At 70.5% G+C, this 19,228-nt stretch carries 17 protein-coding genes; 14 read left to right on the forward strand and 3 right to left on the reverse strand.

Annotated elements, in window-relative coordinates:
* Positions 1 to 290 precede the first annotated feature (290 nt).
* The 4 genes from BMY74_RS38120 (at position 291) to BMY74_RS38135 (ending at position 6,158) form a co-directional block, all read left to right on the forward strand.
* Positions 291 to 680 carry a hypothetical protein gene (locus BMY74_RS38120; protein ID WP_089925181.1) on the forward strand — a complete coding sequence of 130 codons (390 nt, stop codon included), beginning with the start codon at positions 291 to 293 and terminating at the stop codon, positions 678 to 680.
* Positions 681 to 1,019: 339 nt separating this feature from the next.
* Positions 1,020 to 1,928 (forward strand): AurF N-oxygenase family protein, encoded by a 909-nt coding sequence (locus BMY74_RS38125; RefSeq protein ID WP_089925184.1) that lies wholly within the window; start codon positions 1,020 to 1,022, stop codon positions 1,926 to 1,928.
* Positions 1,928 to 3,424, forward strand: coding sequence for an FAD-dependent oxidoreductase (locus tag BMY74_RS38130; protein ID WP_089925187.1), 1,497 nt, complete (start codon positions 1,928 to 1,930; stop codon positions 3,422 to 3,424). The genes BMY74_RS38125 and BMY74_RS38130 overlap by 1 nt, the downstream gene beginning before the upstream one ends.
* Before the next feature lie 418 nt (positions 3,425 to 3,842).
* Positions 3,843 to 6,158 (forward strand): beta-L-arabinofuranosidase domain-containing protein, encoded by a 2,316-nt coding sequence (locus BMY74_RS38135; protein WP_089925190.1) that lies wholly within the window; start codon positions 3,843 to 3,845, stop codon positions 6,156 to 6,158.
* A gap of 390 nt (positions 6,159 to 6,548) precedes the next feature.
* Here BMY74_RS38135 and BMY74_RS38140 read toward each other — a convergent pair whose 3' ends face one another.
* From BMY74_RS38140 to BMY74_RS38145, 3 genes are all read right to left on the reverse strand, one after another.
* Positions 6,549 to 7,808: an extracellular catalytic domain type 1 short-chain-length polyhydroxyalkanoate depolymerase gene (locus BMY74_RS38140; RefSeq protein WP_245786603.1), complete on the reverse strand. Its 1,260-nt coding sequence runs from the start codon at positions 7,806 to 7,808 to the stop codon at positions 6,549 to 6,551.
* A gap of 224 nt (positions 7,809 to 8,032) precedes the next feature.
* On the reverse strand, positions 8,033 to 8,182 hold the full coding sequence (locus BMY74_RS44470) for a hypothetical protein (RefSeq protein ID WP_218159889.1): 150 nt from the start codon (positions 8,180 to 8,182) through the stop codon (positions 8,033 to 8,035).
* Positions 8,179 to 8,535, reverse strand: coding sequence for a YciI family protein (locus BMY74_RS38145; RefSeq protein WP_218159890.1), 357 nt, complete (start codon positions 8,533 to 8,535; stop codon positions 8,179 to 8,181). The genes BMY74_RS44470 and BMY74_RS38145 overlap by 4 nt, the downstream gene beginning before the upstream one ends.
* A gap of 222 nt (positions 8,536 to 8,757) precedes the next feature.
* Here BMY74_RS38145 and BMY74_RS38150 point away from each other — a divergent pair, with 222 nt between their 5' ends.
* The 10 genes from BMY74_RS38150 to BMY74_RS38195 all read left to right on the forward strand — a co-directional run bounded on the left by BMY74_RS38150 (position 8,758) and on the right by BMY74_RS38195 (position 19,215).
* Positions 8,758 to 10,005 (forward strand): ATP-grasp domain-containing protein, encoded by a 1,248-nt coding sequence (locus BMY74_RS38150; protein ID WP_089925361.1) that lies wholly within the window; start codon positions 8,758 to 8,760, stop codon positions 10,003 to 10,005.
* A 64-nt stretch (positions 10,006 to 10,069) separates the two neighbouring features.
* Positions 10,070 to 11,059, forward strand: coding sequence for a Fe(II)-2OG oxygenase family protein (locus BMY74_RS38155; RefSeq protein ID WP_089925194.1), 990 nt, complete (start codon positions 10,070 to 10,072; stop codon positions 11,057 to 11,059).
* Between the two features lie 8 nt (positions 11,060 to 11,067).
* A complete protein-coding gene (locus BMY74_RS38160; RefSeq protein ID WP_089925197.1) occupies positions 11,068 to 11,805 on the forward strand; it encodes an SDR family oxidoreductase in 738 nt (245 codons plus the stop codon).
* Between the two features lie 33 nt (positions 11,806 to 11,838).
* On the forward strand, positions 11,839 to 13,167 hold the full coding sequence (locus tag BMY74_RS38165; protein ID WP_089925200.1) for an aminotransferase: 1,329 nt from the start codon (positions 11,839 to 11,841) through the stop codon (positions 13,165 to 13,167).
* A 17-nt stretch (positions 13,168 to 13,184) separates the two neighbouring features.
* Positions 13,185 to 14,171 carry a 3-oxoacyl-ACP synthase III family protein gene (locus BMY74_RS38170; RefSeq protein ID WP_089925203.1) on the forward strand — a complete coding sequence of 329 codons (987 nt, stop codon included), beginning with the start codon at positions 13,185 to 13,187 and terminating at the stop codon, positions 14,169 to 14,171.
* 38 nt (positions 14,172 to 14,209) lie between these two features.
* Positions 14,210 to 15,364, forward strand: coding sequence for an acyl-CoA dehydrogenase family protein (locus tag BMY74_RS38175; protein WP_089925207.1), 1,155 nt, complete (start codon positions 14,210 to 14,212; stop codon positions 15,362 to 15,364).
* Entirely contained in the window at positions 15,361 to 15,762 is a 402-nt protein-coding gene (locus BMY74_RS38180; protein WP_089925211.1) for a thioesterase family protein, read from the forward strand. The genes BMY74_RS38175 and BMY74_RS38180 overlap by 4 nt, the downstream gene beginning before the upstream one ends.
* Positions 15,759 to 16,985 carry an MFS transporter gene (locus BMY74_RS38185; protein ID WP_089925216.1) on the forward strand — a complete coding sequence of 409 codons (1,227 nt, stop codon included), beginning with the start codon at positions 15,759 to 15,761 and terminating at the stop codon, positions 16,983 to 16,985. The genes BMY74_RS38180 and BMY74_RS38185 overlap by 4 nt, the downstream gene beginning before the upstream one ends.
* Positions 16,982 to 18,046 (forward strand): GNAT family N-acetyltransferase, encoded by a 1,065-nt coding sequence (locus BMY74_RS38190; protein WP_089925219.1) that lies wholly within the window; start codon positions 16,982 to 16,984, stop codon positions 18,044 to 18,046. Before BMY74_RS38185 ends, BMY74_RS38190 begins: the two co-directional genes overlap by 4 nt.
* A 2-nt stretch (positions 18,047 to 18,048) precedes the next feature.
* Entirely contained in the window at positions 18,049 to 19,215 is a 1,167-nt protein-coding gene (locus BMY74_RS38195; protein WP_143091866.1) for an MFS transporter, read from the forward strand.
* Positions 19,216 to 19,228: the final 13 nt, after the last annotated feature.

Here is a 19,228-nt window from a genome sequence, read left to right on the forward strand (position 1 = left end):
AGTTTTCCGCTGGTCACACTCGTGAACGGGATCGCCTTTTCGCGTGTTCACCACGGTGAACGCCAGCTACTGGATTCATTGAAATCAGCCAGGCATCGTGCTACCCGCGCGGGATGCGGTTGCGACACGGCGGACGCAATAGCCGACCCTCCGCGGGGTCGTGTTCCACGGGTCGCGCCCATGGTCTCGGAGTGCGCGACAGCAGGCGGCACCACGTCGGAGGCCGCCCGGTTCCGCGTGACGAGTCAACTGTCCGAACAGGACCTGGAGCAGCGGCTGAGCACGCTCGCATGGTGCAGACGTTGCCGGTTGCCCTGGTGGCGGGCATGGTCGCCACGGTCGACCCCTGCGGGTTCGCGGTGCTGCCCGCCTACCTGGCGCTCGTCGTGATCGGCGCGAGCGAGCAGTCCCGCGCCCGGTTGCTCCACGGGGCCTCGAAGCCCTTTTCCGGCTGGGCGTATGTCCACCGGTGCGTCTCGATCTGCGGCGAGGCGGTGATGCCGAGCAGTTCTCCCGCGGCCGCGGCGAGGATCGGGCCGGCCTCGGCGGGTGCGTCCAGGTGTTCGGAGGCCAGTTCGAGGGTGGAGTGGGCGACGAGGACCGGTGCGGCGTCACCTCGGCGGTCGCCGTCGTCGCACGGTGGCGAGCAGCGGGTGGTCGTTGACGAACGCGCCGCGTAGTCCGTTCCACGTGCGGGCCGCGTAGGTGAGGACCGCGGCGATGACCGGCCGCCGGCTCTGCGAGGCGATCGCCGGCCGCGGGAACAGCCCCAGGGCTTGGCCAACCGTCCGCCCACCAGACGGCCACGGGCGAGCACACGCACCTGTGCCCGTCGTCTGCCGGCACCTGCGCGAACGGGAGACCCGCTGTCCCTGCCCCGATCACGACGACGTCCGCGAAGAACACATCAAGTGCCGCGCGGTGAGATCACAGGACGTGCGCCGCAAGCATCAATTGGTGTTACCATGGGTAACAGTAAACGTCGGTAACAGGCATGACTCGACCCTGCAGGAGTCCTCATGACCAGGCCCGAAGCGCACGTCGTGGCGGAGACTGACAGGCAGGTGACCGCGAGGCGGCTGCTGGACTCGTCCGCGCAGCTGTCCTACGACCCGGCTCACGAGGTCGACTGGGACACGCCCCTCGACTCCGCCTTCCACGGCATGAGCCCGGAGTGGAGCACGCTGTTCGGAACCGCGTACTGGGACGACATGACCCCTGAGCAGCAACGCGAGCTCACCCGCCAGGAAGCCGCGTCGGTCGCGTGCACGGGCATCTGGTTCGAAATGATCCTGCAGCAGATGATGCTGCGGGACTTCTACGCCAAGGACCCGACCGATCCCGCGTTCCAGTGGGCGCTGACCGAGATCGCGGACGAGTGCCGGCATTCGATCATGTTCGCCCGTGGTGCCGCCAAGCTCGGCGCGCCCGCGTACCGTCCTCGCCGGGTCGCGGTCGAACTGGGCAGGGTGTTCAAGGCCGTCGCCTCGGGTGAGGCCGCCTACGCGGCGATCCTCGTCGCCGAGGAGGTCCTCGACGTCATGCAGCGCGACTGGATGCGCGACGAGCGGGTCGTGCCGTTCGTGCGCACGATCAACAACATCCACGTCGTGGAGGAGTCCCGGCACATGAAGTTCGCCCGGGAGGAGACCAAGGCGCGGCTGCGGGGCGCCGGACTCGTGCGCCGGCAGGTCAACGCGCTGGCCGTCGCGATCGCCGCCTACGTCATCGTCACCAACATGGTGAACCGGCAGGTGTACGCCAACGCCGGTCTCGACGTCAGCCGGGCCGTCCGCGAGGCCGGGGCGAACGAGCACCACAAGGCGATGCTGCGGTCGAGCTGCGCCGGTCTGATGGAGTTCCTCGACTCCGCCGGCCTGCTCACCCGCCCGGCACGCCTCGTCTACCAGCGCGCCAACCTCATCTGATGGCGTTCGCGATCACGCAGACCTGCTGCGCCGACGCGTCCTGCGTCGCGGTGTGCCCGGTCAACTGCATCCACCCCACGCCGGACGAGCCGGACTTCGGTACCACCGACATGCTCTACGTCGACCCGCGGACGTGCATCGACTGCGGTGCCTGCGCGGACGCCTGCCCGGTCGACGCGATCTTCCCGGTGGACGCGCTCACCGCGGCGATGCGGCCCTACGCGGACATCAACGCCGGTTACTACGCCGGCCGCGCCCCGGTCGCGGCGGACCCGTCGCCGAACTTCCACGCCTGGGGCCCGCCCGACTTCACCCGCACGATCCCGGGCGACTTCCCCGAACTGGACGTGGCCGTGGTCGGCTCCGGACCGGCGGGCATGTACGCGGTCCAGGACCTGTTGCTGCACACCAGCGCGCGGGTGACCCTGCTGGACCGCCTCCTGGTGGCCGGTGGTCTCCTGCGCTTCGGTGTCGCACCCGACCACACGTCGACCAGGAAGATCGGCGACACCTTCGCCCGCCTGCACCACCACCCGCGGCTGCGCCTGCGGCTGGGGGTCGAGGTCGGCCGGGACGTGTCCACCGACGAACTGGCCGCACGGCACGACGCGGTGATCTACGCCGTCGGAGCGGCGTCCCCACGGCCGCTCGGCATCCCGGGCGAGGACCTGAGCCTCGCGGCGACGACCGTGGTGGGGTGGTACAACGGTCATCCCGACGTCCCGGCGAACGCCGTCCACCTGTCGGCAGAGCGCGTCGTGGTGGTCGGCACCGGTAACGTCGCGCTCGACGTCGCCAGGATCCTCACAGCCGACCCCGCTGACCTCGCCGGCACCGCGATCGCACCCCACGCCCTGGCCGCCCTGCGGGCGAGCAAGGTCCGCGAAGTGGTGCTGCTCGGCCGCGGCGGCCCGGAGTCGGCGGCGTACACGAGGTCGGAACTGCTGGCGCTCGCCCAACGCTCCAGCGTCGACCTGGCCGTCGACGCCCACGACCCGCGCATCCCGGCCGCCATCGACGGTGCCTTGGGCAAGGCGGGGCTGCTCCGCGGTGTCGACCGGGTGAGTGTGGACTGGTCGGCACCGCCGGCTCACGACCGCCGCCGGATCGTGCTCCGCTTCCACGCCACGCCCGTGGAACTCAGTGACGACCAGAACTTGTGGGTCGACGGTGCCCACGGGGTCGCGAAGATCGTGACCGGCCAGGTCGTGCACGCCGTCGGGCACCGCAGCACCGCGCTGTCCGGCCTGCCCTTCGACGAGACGACCGGCACCATTCCGAACACGGCCGGACGGGTGCACGGCCGCCCCGGCGCCTATGTGGTCGGCTGGGCGAAACGCGGTTCCACCGGTGGTATCGGAGCCAACAGGACGTGCGCCGCGGAGACGGTCGGCACGCTCCTCGAAGACGTTGTCGCCGGACGTTTGCCTGGCGGTGCGGCTACGACACGATCCGCGTGGCCACGCCTGTGGCCGCGTCGGTCCGGCCGCGCGTGAGGGAAGGGCGTCGATCGGGAACGTGATGATCTCGCTGGGAACGTCCCGTCCACGGTCGAGCCCGGCGGCGCACTGCGGGAAGGTGACCTGCGGGACCCGGACGGCCCCATGACCGCCGGGAACGTGCCGCGCGGCAGGGCCAGGTCGACGCCCGCAAAGGCCTGCACGGCCCTCGTCGCGCCCGCCACCTGAGGACCGGAAGCCGGTACGGGCAGGTTCGTCTCCCACGACGGGGAGACGTCGTGGTCCTGACCAGCGGGAGCCTGAACCGTCAGCGGCCAGCCCTTGTGAGCGATAACAATGATAACTGCTACTGGTCCTTTCAAGGCTAAAGTTAACGCTCACATTTAGCATTGACTGTGCGTGGTGACGTGGTTACACCTGTACGAGCAGCGTTGCCGAGTGGCTGGAGCACCCCATGTCCTCATCGTTGAGTCGGCGCAGGCTTCTGCAGGCAGCGGGGGTGGCCGCGCTGGCGACCAGCGCGCCGGTGCTGACGCCGAGTCCGGCGCAGGCCGCCGCGGTGCCACCGGTCCGCGGCGACGCGGGCGTGTCGGCCTTCGCGTTCGACCTGTCCGAGGTCCGGCTGACGCCGGGCCGGTGGATGGACAACCAGAACAGGACGCTGTCGTACCTGAAGTTCGTCGACGTCGACCGGCTGCTCTACAACTTCCGCGCCAACCACCGCCTGTCCACCGGCGGTGCCGCGCCGCTGGGCGGGTGGGAGGCACCGAACTTCCCGTTCCGCACGCACAGCCAAGGGCACTTCCTCACCGCGTGGGCGCAGGCATGGGCAGTGCTGGGCGACACGACGTGCCTCGGCCGGGCGAACCAGATGGTCGCCGAACTGGCCAAGTGCCAGGCGAACAACGCGGTTGCCGGGTTCACCGCCGGTTATCTGGCGGGCTTCCCGGAGTCGGACTTCGACGCGCTGGAGGCCGGCTCGCCCAAGGCCGTGTCGTACTACTCGCTGCACAAAACGCTGGCGGGGTTGCTGGACGCCTGGCGCCTCATGGGCAACACCCAGGCGCGGGACGTGCTGCTGCGCCTCGCCGGCTGGGTCGACTGGCGCACCGCCCGGTTGTCCCGCAGTCAGATGCAGGGCGTCCTCGGAACCGAGTTCGGCGGCATGAACGCGGTGCTCGCCGACCTGTACCAGCAGACGGGCGACTCCCGCTGGCTGACGACGGCCCAGCGGTTCGACCACGCGGCCGTGTTCGACCCGCTGGCGTCCAACCAGGACCGGCTGAACGGGCTGCACGCCAACACGCAGGTGCCCAAGTGGATCGGCGCGGCGCGCGAGTACAAGGCGACGGGCACCACCCGCTACCGCGACATCGCCCTCAACGCCTGGAACATCACCGTCGGCGCGCACACCTACGTCATCGGCGGCAACAGCCAGGCCGAGCACTTCCGCGCCCCCAACGCCATCGCCGGATACCTGAGCACCGACGCGTGCGAGGCGTGCAACACCTACAACATGCTCGATCTGACCCGCGAGCTGTGGCTGACCGACCCCGGCAGGGCCGCCTACTTCGACTACTACGAGCGCGCCCTGGTCAACCACCTCATCGGCCAGCAGAACCCGGCGGACGCCCATGGTCACATCTGCTACTTCACCGGCCTCAACCCCGGTCACCGGCGCGGCAACACCGGCCCCGCGTGGGGCGGCGGCAACTGGAGCACGGACTACACCACGTTCTGGTGCTGCCAGGGCACCGCGCTGGAGACCAACACCAAACTCGCCGACTCGATCTACTTCCACAACGGCACCACGCTCACCGTGAACCTGTACGCGCCATCAGTGCTGACGTGGTCGGCTCGCGGCATCACCGTCACCCAGAGCACGACCTACCCGGCGAGCGACACCACGACGTTCACCGTCACCGGCACCGCGGGCGGCTCGTGGACGATGAGGTTTCGCATCCCCGCCTGGACCACCGGCGCCACCATCAGCGTCAACGGCGTCGCGCAGAACGTGACCACCACACCGGGCACCTACGCCGCGCTGACGAGGTCGTGGACGTCCGGCGACGTGGTGACCCTGCGACTGCCGATGCGCGTGATCGCCCAGCCCGCCAACGACAACAGCAACGTCGTCGCGCTGACCTGCGGCCCGGTCGTGCTGGCGGGCAACTACGGCAACACGGCCCTGTCGTCGCTGCCCTCGCTGGACGTCGGCTCGGTCACCCGCACCAGCACGTCGTCGCTGGCGTTCACCGCGACGGCGAACGGGACGCGGGTGAACCTCGGCCCGTTCCACGACGCGCACGGCTTCAACTACACCGTCTACTGGAACACCGGCGGTGGGAGTGTGATCAGCTACCGCCTGGTCAACGCCGCGACCGGCATGGTGCTGGGCGTCCAGAACATGTCCACTTCGGACGGTGGGCTGGCCGTGCAGTGGCACGACAGCGGCACCGCCGACCACAACTGGCAGCTGATCACCGACGGGTCCGACGTGCGGCTGCGCAACGTCCACAGCGGCAAGGTGCTGGGCGTCGAGAACATGTCGACCGCCGACAACGCCCGCGTCCTGCAGTGGAGCGACACCGGCACCGCCGACCACCGGTGGACGCTGATCGCCGGCGGCGACGGCACCCACAAGGTCCGCAACGCCCACAGCGGCAAGCTGCTGGGCGTTCTCAACGGGTCCACCAGCGCGGGCGCGCAGATCGTGCAGGACTCGGACAACGGCAGCGCGGACAACCGGTGGCGGCTCGTCGCAAACTGAGAGCGGTCCTCCGCCCGGGTTCTGGGATTTCCCTGTGAACCCGCCGCTGTGACCGCGTCGCGGACGCGCGGTTCTCCGGGACCTCGCAGGAACTCCCAGGATCCGGTCAGGCCGGGTGGCGAGGCCCGGTCCCATGACGATGATCGAAGTCCGGGGACTGGCCAAGCGGTACGGCCTCGGCACGGTGGTGGACGACCTGTCGTTCACGGTCGAGGCCGGGCAGGTGCTGAACACTCACGCGGGGGAGCGGCGCCAACGCGGGACTCGGGCTGACGATCGCCCGCGCCCACGGCGGCGACGTCTCGCTCGACGCGGCCTTGGGTGAGGCGCCTGCTTCCGCCTCACCCTGCCGCTTCTCGACCAGAGTTGATCCAGCGGGTTCGCGTCTGCTCAGCCGGTGGAGCAGGCCGTGCTGTTGAGGACGAACGAGGAAGGCGCGGCCGCGTTACCGGTGTGGGTGGCCTGGAACCCGATGTCGACGGATCTGCCGGGTGGGATCGTGCCGTTGTAGCCGGCGTTGCGCGCGGTGACCTGTCCGGTCGACGGTGCGTAGGTGGCGTTCCAGCCGGAGGTGATGGTCTGCCCGCTCGCCAGGGTGAAGGCGAGTGACCACATGTTGATCGTGGCGGTGCCGTTGTTGGTGATGGCGAGACTGGCGGTCAGGCCGTTGTTCCAGGCGTTGACGGTCGGCTTCACGCTGCACGTACCCGGTACCGGTGGGTCCGGATCGGGGGTGCCGGTGATGCCGAAGAACTCGAGGGCCGCGGCGGCCATGCCGGACGACGGCAGGCTGTGCCCGGCACCCTGGATGCTGTAGGCCTCGACCTCGTCGCCGTAGCGACTGCGGTTCCACCCGGCTCGCGGGGTGTCGGTGGAGGTCGGTGTCTGGCTGAGGCCGAACACATCGGTCCACTGCTCGATCTCTTCCCGCAGCAAGGAGTACGGCACGAGCGTGTCCGCGGTACCGTGCCACAGCTGCATCCGCGGACGGGTGCCGGTGTAGCCGGGGTAGGCCTGCCGGACGAGGTCGCCCCACTGCTGCGGGGTGCGGTTCGCGCCACCGTTGCCCGTGCACCTGCTGGCGCCGGGCGGGTAGTCGGCGGCGTTGGCGAAGCACCCGAAGGGCACGCCCATGAACGCCGCGCCGGCCTTGAAGACGTCCGGGTAGAGGGCGAGCATCTCGTTGGTCATCATGCCGCCGGAGGACGACCCGGTGGCGAAGACGCGCCCGGGGTCACCGCCGTAGCGCTGCTGGGCGTAGGTCACCATCGAGACGATCGACACCGGATCGCTGCCACCGCCGCGCCGCTTGGCGGCGTCGGACCAGGTGTCGAAGCACTTGCCGAACCCCGCTTCCTGTTGCGCGCTCGGGTAGATGACGATGAAGCCGTGCCTGTCGGCGAGAGAGGCGAACTCGCTGCCGGAGTAGAAGCCGGGCCCGGAACCGCCACAGCCGTGCATGGCCACCACCATCGCCGGACTGGCCGGGCGGCTGTCCGGCACGTAGACGTGCATGCGCATGCCGCCGGGGTTGTCGCCGAAAGCGGTCACCTCCACGAGGGACGCGGCGGAAGCCTGTGGTGCCACCAGGATCCCGGCGAAGGTGAGCAGCGTGACGAGGGCCGTGAACGTGGATCTGCGCGCGGTCAAAGCCGACCTCCGGTCAGGGATTCCGGAACCGAGAGGCAGAAGGTATTCAGATCTGCGACGGTCGTCAATTTTTTGCCGAACAAGAATGGTGAGGCATTCGACGAACATCTTCTGTGAGATGGGCGAACTTCCGCGACCCGCGTCGAACCTGTTCGTGGACGATGTTCGGGGTGGATCTCCCAGGCCGCGCAGGACGTCGAGTGCCCGGTTGCGCGCGGCGGTGGTCAGCCAGGCACCCGGCCTGCCGGTGCGCCCGTCGCGCCCCACATTTCCAGGGCCTGCGCGTACGCGTCCTGGGTGCACTCCTCGGCCAGGTGGAGGTCCCGGGGCAGCTGGGCGGTGGTGGCGACGACCTCGTCTCCCGTGCCGCTCACCCGTGCTCGACCACGGGACGGATCTCCAGGGCGCTGTGCGTGTGGTTCAGCTCGGACAGGAGCCCGGCCGGCTCCAGCACCTCGTCCAGGTCGGCCGCGTCGAGCAGGTAGTAGCCGCCGAGCCTTCCTCGGTCTCCAGGAACGGGCCGTCGGTGGTGTGGGCCCGGCCGCTCGCGTCCGCGCGCAACGACGTGGCCACCGGGGGCCGTCTCGAGTTGCCGGCCGTCGTGGACGCGGGCACCGGCCTCGTCCACGAACGCCGCGTGACCGGTGTTGTGCGCCTTCCACTGCTCCTCGGACATCGCGTCCCACTGTCCGGCGTCGCCGTAGATGAGGATCATGTACTTCGCCACGTCATCACGCCTTCGGTGCGGGCCCCTGCTCCGGCGGCCTCCACCCCACGACGAACCAGGTGGGCGGCAGATCGACAGCGGTGCGGAATCCGCCTGCCGCCGTTGTCGAACACGTGGCCGGACAGCGTCTGCCGAGCCCTGACATCAAGCTGCAGACACGCCTGCAGCTTGATGTCCGCCGAGGTGCTGTCCGGGCCGCGGAACGCGTGCCAGATTCGTGGCATGCCTGAGAACGAGCAACGGTTCGACCGCATCGGAAAGCTCGACATCGTCGTCCAGAACGTCGCGTCGTTTCGCATCGATCCGGCGTCGTTGGCTCGGCCCGACCGGTCGTTGGTCCTGATCTGCAGCCCTGCCAAGGAAAAGGCGTTGCGCCAGCGCGGACGGGCGGACGTCTTCGACCAGGTCGTCGTGACGTCGGACTTCACGCCCGACGGTCTCGCCCGCACCGTCGGCGCGCTCATCGAGGAGCACGCGGGGGAGACCCGGCTGCTGTGCCACGACGAGTACGTGCTGGGCGCGGTCGCGGCCGTGCGGGAGAAGCTCGGCATCAGCGGCGACCGGCCGGTGAACGTGGGACCGTTCACCGACAAGCTCGCCATGAAGGCCGCGCTGCCGGGCATCCGGGTACCGCGCCACCTGGCGTGGGACGCCGAGGCCCACGCCGAGGACCCGGACTCCTACGTGGCGCGGGTGCTCGACACCGTCGGTCTTCCCGCGTTCGTCAAGCCTGTCAACGAGTCCGGTGCCGTTGGTGCCGCGCGCATAGACACGGTCGACGAGCTGAGGGCCTGGGCCGCGAGCGCGGGGCCGTGGGAGTTCGAGGTCGACGAGTTCGTCGAGGGAACCCTCTACCACGTCGATTCCGCCGTGCGGGACGGCGAGGTCGTGCACGTGCACGTCAACCAGGACCTGCACCCCTGCCACGAATACGCCTACGGCAAGGTGAACGGCTCGTTCACGTTGCCCGACGACGACCCGGTCGTGCCGGTTCTCAAGGCGTTCAACGAGAAGGTGCTCGCGACCCTCGAGAACAAGCCCCGCGACGGGGTGTTCCACCACGAGATCTTCCTGAACGCCGCCGGAGAGCCGATCTTCCTGGAGATCGCCGCCCGCGCACCCGCCGCGCTGATCCCGATGACCGGTCGCATCCGCTGGGGCGTCGACATCGAGCAGGCGCTGTTCACCCTGCAGCGTGGAGAACCCTTCACCACGCCCGAGAACCACCGCGGCCCGTTCGCCGCTTACGTGTACTTCCCGAAGAAGGCCGGCACCGTCGCCGCCCTGACCCGGCCGGAGATCGCCTCCGAGCACCGCTGGACCTGGAACCTCGCACCCGGCGACACCCTCGCCGACGCCACCGACATCCGCGACTTCGCCGCGTCGGTGCTGCTGTGGAACGACGACTACGCGGCGTTGCGCCGCGACCTCGACCTCCTCGACGCCGCAACGGTGTTCGAGCTCGTCTGATCCCGCTTCCCACACGAACGGCCGGGCATTCCGCCCGTCCGTCGCCCCACCCTGGAGGAAAACGGTGAAGTTCATCGACTACGGCTTCGTGTTCACCCGCGAGGAGTCCGAGGCACTGGGCAAGGTGCTGCTGGACGTCGAGTCGCACCCGTACACCGACTACGACAAGTTCATGCACGAGCTCTCGCAGCTGCGGGACGACCGCAAGGTGCCGACGCGGTTCGTCGACTTCTGCGAGACCTCCATGCTGCGCGACTTCGCCAAGGAGCCGTTCGTGGTCATCGGCAACGCGCCCATCGACCCGGAGCTGCCGCGCTTCGGCACCGAGAACCCGGTGCACGACAAGTACCAGCTCAAGAAGACCTGGGTCGCCGAGGGCTTCCTCGGCATGTACGCGCTGCTGACCGGCACCGAGATGATCGGGCACCTCAGCGTCAACGACGGCGACTTCTTCCACGACATCTACCCGAAGGAGTCGATGTTCGACACGCAGTCGCAGAAGACGCTCAAGACCCTGAAGTTTCACCGCGACTTCACCAACCACTTCGTGTGCCCGGACTTCGTGAACACGCTGACCCTGCGCGACACCCCGGAGAACGAGGTCTACTCCACGTTCACGGTGACCCGGCACGCGGTGGAGGAGCTGTCGGACCGCGACGTCGAGATCCTCAGCCAGGAGCGCTTCTACACGCCGTTCGACGACGTTTCCACCACGTCGATGGAGCTCGGCCGCGCCAAGGACCACCCGGTGCTGATCGAGGGCCAGGGCGCCAAGGTGTTCGAGGGCCGCACGGAGGGCCTCGACGAGGAGGCCCAGGGCGCGCTCGACCGGTTCCTCGCCGCACTGCACAAGCGCAAGCAGGTCCGCATCTCCAGGCCCGGCGACTCGGTGACGTTCTCCAACCACCACGTCATCCACGGCCGCGAGGTGCACGAGATCCGCGACATCGAGTCGCTCAAGCAGCGCTGGCTGCTCAAGACGCACAACGTCTACAGCCTGCAGGCGTTCGAGGGCTTCTTCCTGCCCGAGCGCTTCGGCGTCGTGAACGGCTGAGCGCGGTCATGATCGTGGTCACCGGGGCGGGCCGCGGCATCGGCGCCGCGGTCGCCCGGCGGGCTGCCGCCGCCGGGAGGCCCGTCTGCGTCAACTACCGCGCCAGCAAGGACGCGGCCGAGGCCCTCGTACGGGAGATCGCGGACGTGGGCGGCACGGCGATCGCGGTGCGCGCGGACGTCGCGGTCGAGGAGGACGTGCACGCCCTGTTCGACACCGCCACCGCCGCGCTCGGCCCGGTGACCGCGCTGGTCAACAACGCCGGCACCACCGGGGGACTCACCCGGATCCTCGACCTCGACCTCGGTCAGGCCGACGAGGCGTACCGGACCGTCGTGCGCAGCACCCTGCTGTGCACGCGGGAGGCGGCGCGGCGGATGGCGCGCAGCCGTGGTGGTGATGGCGGTGTCGTGGTCAACGTGTCGTCCACCGGAGCCCGCACCGGCGGCGGTGGCGAGTGGGTCCACTACGCGGCGATGAAGGCCGCGGTCAACACCTTCACCTGGGGCGCGGCGCAGGAACTGGCCGGCGAGGGCATCCGCGTCAACGCCGTCGCCCCCGGCCTGGTGCAGACCGATCTGCACGAGGACAACGGCGTTCCCGACCGGCCGGCGCGGCTGCGCGCCTCGGTTCCGCTCGGGCGGATCGGCGAGCCGGACGAGGTGGCGGAAGCGGTGTGGTTCCTGCTCTCGCCCGCGTCCTCCTACACCACCGGAGCCGTGCTCGAAGTCGGCGGAGGCCGGTGAACCTCCTTCCCCACCACGTCTGAGGAGTCCGAGATGGACAGTTCGACCCTGCTGGAACCGCACACCGTAGTGGGCCTGCCGACCGCACCGCACGTGATCACCCGAGGGGAGGGTGTGCGTGTGTGGGACACCGAGGGCAAGGAGTACGTCGACGGCGTCGCCGGTCTGTGGTGCGTCACGCTCGGCTACAGCGAGCCGCGCCTGGTGGAGGCCGCCGCGAAGCAGCTGGAGAGGCTGCCGTTCTACGGTTCGTTCAACCACCGCACCGCCGACGTCACCGTCGCGCTCGCCGACGACCTGGCCGCGCTGTCCCCGATCCCGATGGGACGGGTGTTCTTCGGCAACTCCGGGTCCGACGCGAACGACAGCGCGATCAAGTTCGCCTGGTTCTACCACTGCGCCAAGGGCCGTTCGCACCGCAAGAAGATCCTGTCGCACCACCGCGGCTACCACGGAGCGACCACCGCGGCGGGCTCCGCGACGGGGCTGGCCCACATCCACAACGGGTTCGGCATCCCGCTGCCCGGGTTCCTCCGGATGCACACGCCGGACGTGCTGTCCACGCAGGCCAACGGCCTGTCGGACGAGGAGTTCGTGGACTGGCTGATCGACGAGCTGGAGCTGCTGATCAGCCAGGAGGGCCCGGACACGATCGCCGCGTTCATCGCGGAGCCGATCATGGGTGCCGGTGGCCTGGTCATCCCGCCGGACGGCTACTACGCCCGCGTCGAGGAAGTGCTGAAGCAGCACGACATCCTCTTCATCGCCGACGAGGTCATCACCGGTTTCGGCCGCACCGGCTCGATGTTCGGCACGACCGAGTTCGGGCTGCGGCCGGACATGATCACAGTCGCGAAAGGACTTTCGTCGGCCTACCTGCCGATCTCGGCGGTGCTGGTGTCCGGCGAGGTCTGCGACGTGCTCGCGAAGGGCTCGCAGGAGATCAGGTCGTTCGGGCACGGCTTCACCTACTCCGGGCACCCGGTCGCGGCCGCCGTGGCCCGCGAGACGCTCGCGATCGTGCAGGAGCGCGACATCCCCGGCCGGGTCCGCGCCGCCGCGCCCGTGCTCACCAACGCGCTGGACAAGTTCCTCGGCGCCCCGCTGGTCCGCGACGTCCGCACCTACGGCCTGCTCGGCGGCGTCGAGTTCGACGCGGTGGCGTGCGGGTTGAGGCCGGGCGAACCCGGCAAGGAGCTCGTCACGGCCGCGGCCGAGCACGGTGTGCTGCTGCGGTTCGCGGGGGACACCGTGGTCTTCGCACCTCCGCTGGTCAGCACCGACGCCGACCTGGAGGAGATGGTCGACCGCTTCGCGGCCGCCTACCGCTCGTTCCTGTCCACGCACGGCGTCACGGCCTGATCCGGGGGAGCGTCGACATGGCGATCGGCATTCTCAGCACCGGTTCGTTCCTGCCCCGCAGGGTCGTGACCAACAAGGAACTCGAGTCCGTCGTGGACACCACCGACGCGTGGATCGTGTCCCGCACGGGCATCCGCGAGCGGCGGCGGGCGGAGGACGGTGCCGCGAGCTCCGACCTCGGCACGATCGCGGGGATGCGCGCGCTGCACTCCGGTGGGCTGAGCCAGCTCCAGATCGACGGCCTGGTCGTGGCCACCTCGTCACCGGACCACATCCAGCCCGCCACGGCGTGCGTGCTGCAGGCCAAGCTCGGCATGGGCGCGGTCACCGCGTTCGACGTCTCCGCGGTCTGCACCGGGTTCGTCTACGGTCTCACCGCCGCCGTCGGCATGATGCGCGGTTTCCCACAGCAGTACCGCCGCATGCTGGTGGTCGGCGCCGAGGCGTACAGCCGCATCCTCGACCCCACCGACCGCACCACCAGCGTGTTCTTCGGTGACGGCGCCGGGGCCGTGGTGCTCGGCGAGGTGCCCGACGGCTACGGGGTGCTCTCCGCACACCTGATGGCCGACGGCACGCAGGCCGAGGTGGTCGGCGTGCCGGCGGGCGGCAGCGCCGAGCCGGCGTCGCACGCGACCGTCTCCGCGCGGCGGCACTACTTCCACATGAACGGCCCGAAGGTGTGGGAGTTCGCGACCACCCAGCTGCCCTCGGCCATCAAGGAAGCACTGCTGCAGGCCGACCTCGGCGTCGAGGACGTCGACCTGATGATCACCCACCAGGCCAACGCGCGGCTGATCGAGGCCGTGGGTGCCGCCGTCGGCATTTCGCAGGACAAGGTCGCGCTGACGGTGGAGCGCTACGGCAACACCGCCGCGGCCTCGGTCCCGATCACCCTCGACGAGGCGGTCGCCGCCGGCCGGGTGAAGCGCGGCGACGTCGTCGTCCTCGCCTCCGTCGGCGGCGGCATGACCGCGGGCGCCGTCGTCCTGCGCTGGTACTGAACCACCACCTTTTCCGAGCTGGCAGAAAGGCCTTCCCGATGTCCATCGCACTCATCCAGCCGCCGACACTGCCGCTGGACGAGCAGTTCGCCGAACTTTCGCGGCTGATCGTCGCGCCCAGGGCCGAACGCGCCTACGAGGCGGAGGCGTTCGACCGGATGTCGTGGCGGCAGCTCGCCGACCACGGCCTGTTCAAGATCGGCGTGCCGCACGAGCTGGGCGGGAGCGGCGGCACGTGGCGCGACCTCGCGGTGGCGGTGGCGGGGGTGGCCAAGGGCAGCGACGACCTCGGCTTCACGTTGTCGCTGATCGCGCACGTCGGGCTGGTGCGCGCACTCGTCCTGCACGGCGACGAGTGGGCGCACCAGCACTTCCTGCCGCCGCTGCTGCGAGGCGCGGTCGGTGCCACGGCGCTGACCGAGACCCGCGGTGGGTCGGACGTGGCGCGCACCAACACCGCCGCGCGCCGCACCGAGGACGGGTGGCGGCTCAACGGCGCCAAGAACCACATCACCAACGCTCCTGTGGCCGACCGCGGTCTCGTGCTGGGCCGGGTGCCCGAGCTCGGCACGCGGGACATCACGCTGTTCCTGGTCAACTTCCGCGCGCCCGGTGTCCGCCGCGGCATCCCGGAGGAGCTGCTCGGTCTGCGCACCAGCCCGACCGGGCCGCTGCAGTTCGACGAGGTGTTCCTGCCCGAGCAGGCCGTGCTCGGCGCTCCCGGCGACGGCCTGCAGACCCTCTACGACGTCATCAGCTTCGACCGCGCGCTGTACGGCCTGGTCGCGGCCGCCTACCTCGAGCCGCGACTCGACAGCGTGCTGGACTTCTGCGAGCGGCGCGAGGCGTTCGGCTCCGCGATCATCGACCACCAGTACGTGCAGGGCCGCGTGACCGACATCCGCGTGACCATCGAGGTGGCCCGCGCGGTGTCGCTCGCCGCGATCGACTCGCTGGTGGACCGCGACCCCGAGGCGTCGCTGCGCTGTTCGGTGGCGAAGCTCGTGGGCTCGGAGGGTCTGGTCGAGGCCGCGACGAACCTGATGCGGCTGCGCGGCCACGTCGGCTACATGCGCGGCGAGAGCACCCGCGACGTGCAGGACGCGCTCGGCACGCTGATCGCCGGCGGCACCTCCGAGATGCAGCGCAAGAACATCATGAACCAGATCAACGCCCTGCGCGGTGCGCGATGAGCGAACGGTTCGCGGTGGGCGCCACGGCGGTGCGCGAGCACGTCGTGCGCGCCGAGGACTGCGCCACCCACTGGGAGAACGACCTACCGGTACTCGCCACACCGGTGCTGCTGTGGCTGGCCGAGGTCACCTGCATGAAGGTGGTCGAGGGCGCGCTGGAGCCCTCCGAGATGACCGTGGGCTTCAAGCACGACAACGCGCAGCACGTCGCCGCCACCCCCGAGGGCTGGACCGTCACCGTGACCGCGGAAGTGACCGAAGTGGACGGACGCATGCTGACGTTCGCCGTGCGGGCGCACGACGGTGTGGAGGTCGTGTACCGCGGAACGCACGTCCGCGCGGTGATCGACCGGGAGAAGTTCCTGCGCCGCTTCGAGGAGAAGGTGGCCCGCTCATGACCACCGCCGCACCGGCCGCCGCCCCCGCGGCGGCCGGGCCCTCCCGGTTGCCCCGGTCGTTCCAGTGGCTGTGGGCGAGCGCGGGCAGCGCGACCTTCGCCGACGGCATCTACCAGGTGGCGTTGCCGATCGCGGCGCTGCAGCTCGGCGGCGGGCCGGCCGCCGTGGCCACCGTCTACACGGCGGCGCGGCTGCCGTGGGCGCTGACGGCGTTGCACGCGGGAGTGCTCGTCGACCGGTTCGACCGGCGCAAGATCATGATCATCGCGAACGTGGTGCGCACGCTGATGTTGTTGTGCGGCGCGGCGGTCGTCGTCTTCGGCGGTGGTGTGCTCGCGCTGGCCGCCATCGCGTTCGTGCTGGGTGTCGCGGAGACCGCGGGCGACACGGCCATGCACAGCATCACACCTCGTGTGGTGGGCAAGGACCAACTGGAACGCGCGAACAGCCGCATGCAGGCCACCGAGCTCGTAACGCGGTTCCTGGTCGGGCCCGCGGTCGGCGGACTGGTCGCGGGCATCGCGCTCGGGTTCTCGTTCGGCGCGGTCGCCCTGCTCTACACGGCGGCGGCGGTCTCCGCGGTCACACTGGTGACCCGCGACGAACCTTCCACCGCACCGGCGAAGTTCTCGGTGCGCGAGGGGCTCGCGTTCCTGTTCACCCGGCGCAGGCTCGCGGTGTACGCGCTCGGCGTCGGCCTGGTCAACGCCGGGTACGCGGCGTTCCAGACCGCCCTGCCGATCGTGGCGCTGGGGGACGGGCCGCTCGGCCTGACCGCCGCGCAGTACGGGTTGCTGATCGGCGCGTCCGGTGTCAGCGGCCTGGTGCTGGGACTCTGCGCGCCCGCGCTGGTCCGGTGGCTGGGCAACCGCGGCACGTTGCTGGTGGGCCAGGGCGTGCTGGCGGTGGGCATCGCCACCGCGGGTCTCACGCTGAGCCTGCCGCTGGTCGTCCTCGGCATCGCCGGCACCGGGTTCCTGGTGCTGGGCAGCGTGATCACCGTGTCGTACCGCCAGCGCGCGGTGCCGGACCACCTGCTGGGCAGGGTGACCGCCGCGTACCGGCTGCTGGCGTTCGGTGGGTTGCCGCTGGGCTCCGCGCTCGCCGGTGGCCTCGGCGCGATCTCCTCGCCCCGCGTCGTGCTGATCGCCGCCGGAGCCCTCGTCCTCGTCGCCGGCGTCGGGATGGCCGCGGTGACGCCCGCCCACGAGGAGGAGTCATGACGACCGCACCGGAACGCGTCCTCGGCGGCGCGACGCACGACCTCGCCGCACTGCCCGATCCGGCCCTGAGCCGGATCGACGTCACCGACCACCTGTACGCCTCCCGGCGGTGGCTCGCGGTCGAGGAGCAGGTGGCCGACGTGCCACCGCTGTACGTGTTCGCGCCCGGGGGCGGGTTCGCGGCGGCGTACCACTTCGACGAGCGCAGCAACCCGTGGCCGATCGCCCGCCTCGACCTGTTCCTGGAGGCCCTGGAACGGCCTGCCGCCGACGTGCTGCCGTGCTACCTGCTCGGGGGCAGGCGGCCGGGGCACAGCCGGTTCCTGGTGGACGACGGGCCCGGCCGGGCGGGCGAGCTCACCTCCCTCGTGGGCGCGGCGGCGCAGGCGGCCGCGGACCTCGGTGCCGCGACGGTCGCGGCGCTCTACTGCGACGACTCCGACACCGAACTCGCCGCCGCTTTCCAGGCACACGGCGGGATTCGCGTGCCCTCGCACGCCACCTACCGCCTCGACCTGCCGGGTGAGTCCTTCGAGGACTGGCTGGCCTCATTGCCGCGCAAGCAGCGTTACAAGGAACTCGCCGACGTCCGCAAGCTCGAGGAGGCGGGCGTCACCTACGACGTGCGTCCGCTCAGCGAGGCCGACGTCGACTGGATCGTGCCGCTGGAACTGGGGCTGTACCACAAGTACGGCAACGACTACCGGTCCTCCGAAGCCGCGAACCTGCACCGCGCCTACCTCTCGTGCCTCGGCGAGGACGCGTTCCTGGTGGAGGCACGGCGGGACGGTGACCGCGTCGGGTTCGCGTCCGTCGTCCGCCACGGCGCCACGGCCTTCGTGCGGCAGGCCGGGTTCGACGACGAGGCGACCGCGGGCGCGCCGGTCTACTTCGGCGCGGTCTTCCACGCGGTGATCCGGTGGGCCGCCGGGGCCGGCGTCCGCTCGCTCGACCTCTCGATCTCGGCCGGCCAGGTCAAGCAGCGCCGGGGTGCCGCGGAACTCGCGCGCTCGGCGTGGGTCGTGCCGCTCACCGCCGCGGCCCGCCGGACGCTGGGCTGACGATGACCACCCTGCTCGCGCCACCCGCCCGGTTCACCGCGCTGGTCACCGCCGTGTCGGTGTCGGCGTTCGGGAACTTCCTCAACCTCGTCGCGCTGTCCCTGTTCACCTACGCGGTGACGGGCAGCGCGTGGGGCCTCGGCCTGGTGATGGCCGCGCGGTTGACGGCGGGGTTCGCGGGCGGGCTCGTCGCGCCGTCACTGGTGCGGCTGCTGGGGTTGCGGCGCCTCATGATGTCGAGCGACCTCGCGCAGGCAGTGGTGATGTGCGCGCTGGCCGCGCTGGGTTCCTCTGCGGGGCTGCCCGGTCTCGTGGTGACGGCGCTGGTGCTCGGCGCGGGCAACTCCATCTCGAACGTGTGCGTGCGGGCCAGCGTCCCGGACCTGGTGCCGGAGGGGGAGAACGCCCGCTCGAACGGCAGGCTCGTGACCTGGCGGGCGCTGGCGGTGATCGCCGGGTACGCGTCGGCGAGCACGATCATCGCGTTCGGAGGCTTCGTCCTGGCCTTCTCCGTCAACGCCGCGTCCTTCGCCTTCTCCGCGTTCGTCGTGTCCCGGTTGCGGTGGAACGAGTCCCTGCCACCCGTGCGCCGCGCGTCCGGCCCTTCCGCTTCCTTGCTGCGCGCTGTCGGACCCGCGATCGCCGTTCTGGTCGCCGTGCGGGCGGCCGACGCGTTCGGGTCCGCCTCGCACAACCTCTCGCTGCCGGTGCACGCCTCCGCGGTCGCGGGTGCGGACGCCGCCGTGTTCATGAGCGGCTTCTGGGCCTCGTGGGCGGTCGGCGCGTTCACCGCGCGGTTCGTCGCGCCCCGCTTCGCCCACAGCACCACCGCGTTCGTCGTCGGCACCTGCGTGATGTCGGCGTCGTTCGTGCTCGCGTTCACCGGCCCGCCGTGGCCGGTGCTGATCCTCGTGATGGTGTGCGCCGGTTTCTCCGACGGCCTCACCGAGATCGTCTACACGTCCCGGCTGCAGGAGGTCCACGGCGACCTCCGGGTGCGGTTGTTCGGCCTGTCCTCGACGGCCGAGACGGCCGGTTTCGCGTCCGGGACCCTCGTCGCCTCCGCGTTGCTGCCCACGCTCCCCGTCCTCGGAGTCGTCGCCGGGTTCCACACCGTCGCCGTCGTCTGCGCGCTCGCGCTGGCACTGGTGTCCCGCCGGCTCACCTGACCTGTGGAAGGAC

This window comes from Lentzea albida (assembly GCF_900111005.1).
In the GTDB taxonomy this organism is placed as follows: Bacteria; Actinomycetota; Actinomycetes; order Mycobacteriales; family Pseudonocardiaceae; genus Lentzea; species Lentzea albida.

What these genes read in the sequence shown, in the direction of transcription:
- BMY74_RS38120 (WP_089925181.1), top strand. Translation starts at nt 291, where the DNA reads ATGGTGCAGACGTTGCCGGTTGCCCTGGTGGCGGGCATGGTCGCCACG.
- BMY74_RS38125 (WP_089925184.1), top strand. Translation starts at nt 1,020, where the DNA reads ATGACCAGGCCCGAAGCGCACGTCGTGGCGGAGACTGACAGGCAGGTG.
- BMY74_RS38130 (WP_089925187.1), top strand. Translation starts at nt 1,928, where the DNA reads ATGGCGTTCGCGATCACGCAGACCTGCTGCGCCGACGCGTCCTGCGTC.
- BMY74_RS38135 (WP_089925190.1), top strand. Translation starts at nt 3,843, where the DNA reads ATGTCCTCATCGTTGAGTCGGCGCAGGCTTCTGCAGGCAGCGGGGGTG.
- BMY74_RS38150 (WP_089925361.1), top strand. Translation starts at nt 8,758, where the DNA reads ATGCCTGAGAACGAGCAACGGTTCGACCGCATCGGAAAGCTCGACATC.
- BMY74_RS38160 (WP_089925197.1), top strand. Translation starts at nt 11,068, where the DNA reads ATGATCGTGGTCACCGGGGCGGGCCGCGGCATCGGCGCCGCGGTCGCC.
- BMY74_RS38165 (WP_089925200.1), top strand. Translation starts at nt 11,839, where the DNA reads ATGGACAGTTCGACCCTGCTGGAACCGCACACCGTAGTGGGCCTGCCG.
- BMY74_RS38170 (WP_089925203.1), top strand. Translation starts at nt 13,185, where the DNA reads ATGGCGATCGGCATTCTCAGCACCGGTTCGTTCCTGCCCCGCAGGGTC.
- BMY74_RS38175 (WP_089925207.1), top strand. Translation starts at nt 14,210, where the DNA reads ATGTCCATCGCACTCATCCAGCCGCCGACACTGCCGCTGGACGAGCAG.
- BMY74_RS38180 (WP_089925211.1), top strand. Translation starts at nt 15,361, where the DNA reads ATGAGCGAACGGTTCGCGGTGGGCGCCACGGCGGTGCGCGAGCACGTC.
- BMY74_RS38185 (WP_089925216.1), top strand. Translation starts at nt 15,759, where the DNA reads ATGACCACCGCCGCACCGGCCGCCGCCCCCGCGGCGGCCGGGCCCTCC.
- BMY74_RS38190 (WP_089925219.1), top strand. Translation starts at nt 16,982, where the DNA reads ATGACGACCGCACCGGAACGCGTCCTCGGCGGCGCGACGCACGACCTC.
- BMY74_RS38195 (WP_143091866.1), top strand. Translation starts at nt 18,049, where the DNA reads ATGACCACCCTGCTCGCGCCACCCGCCCGGTTCACCGCGCTGGTCACC.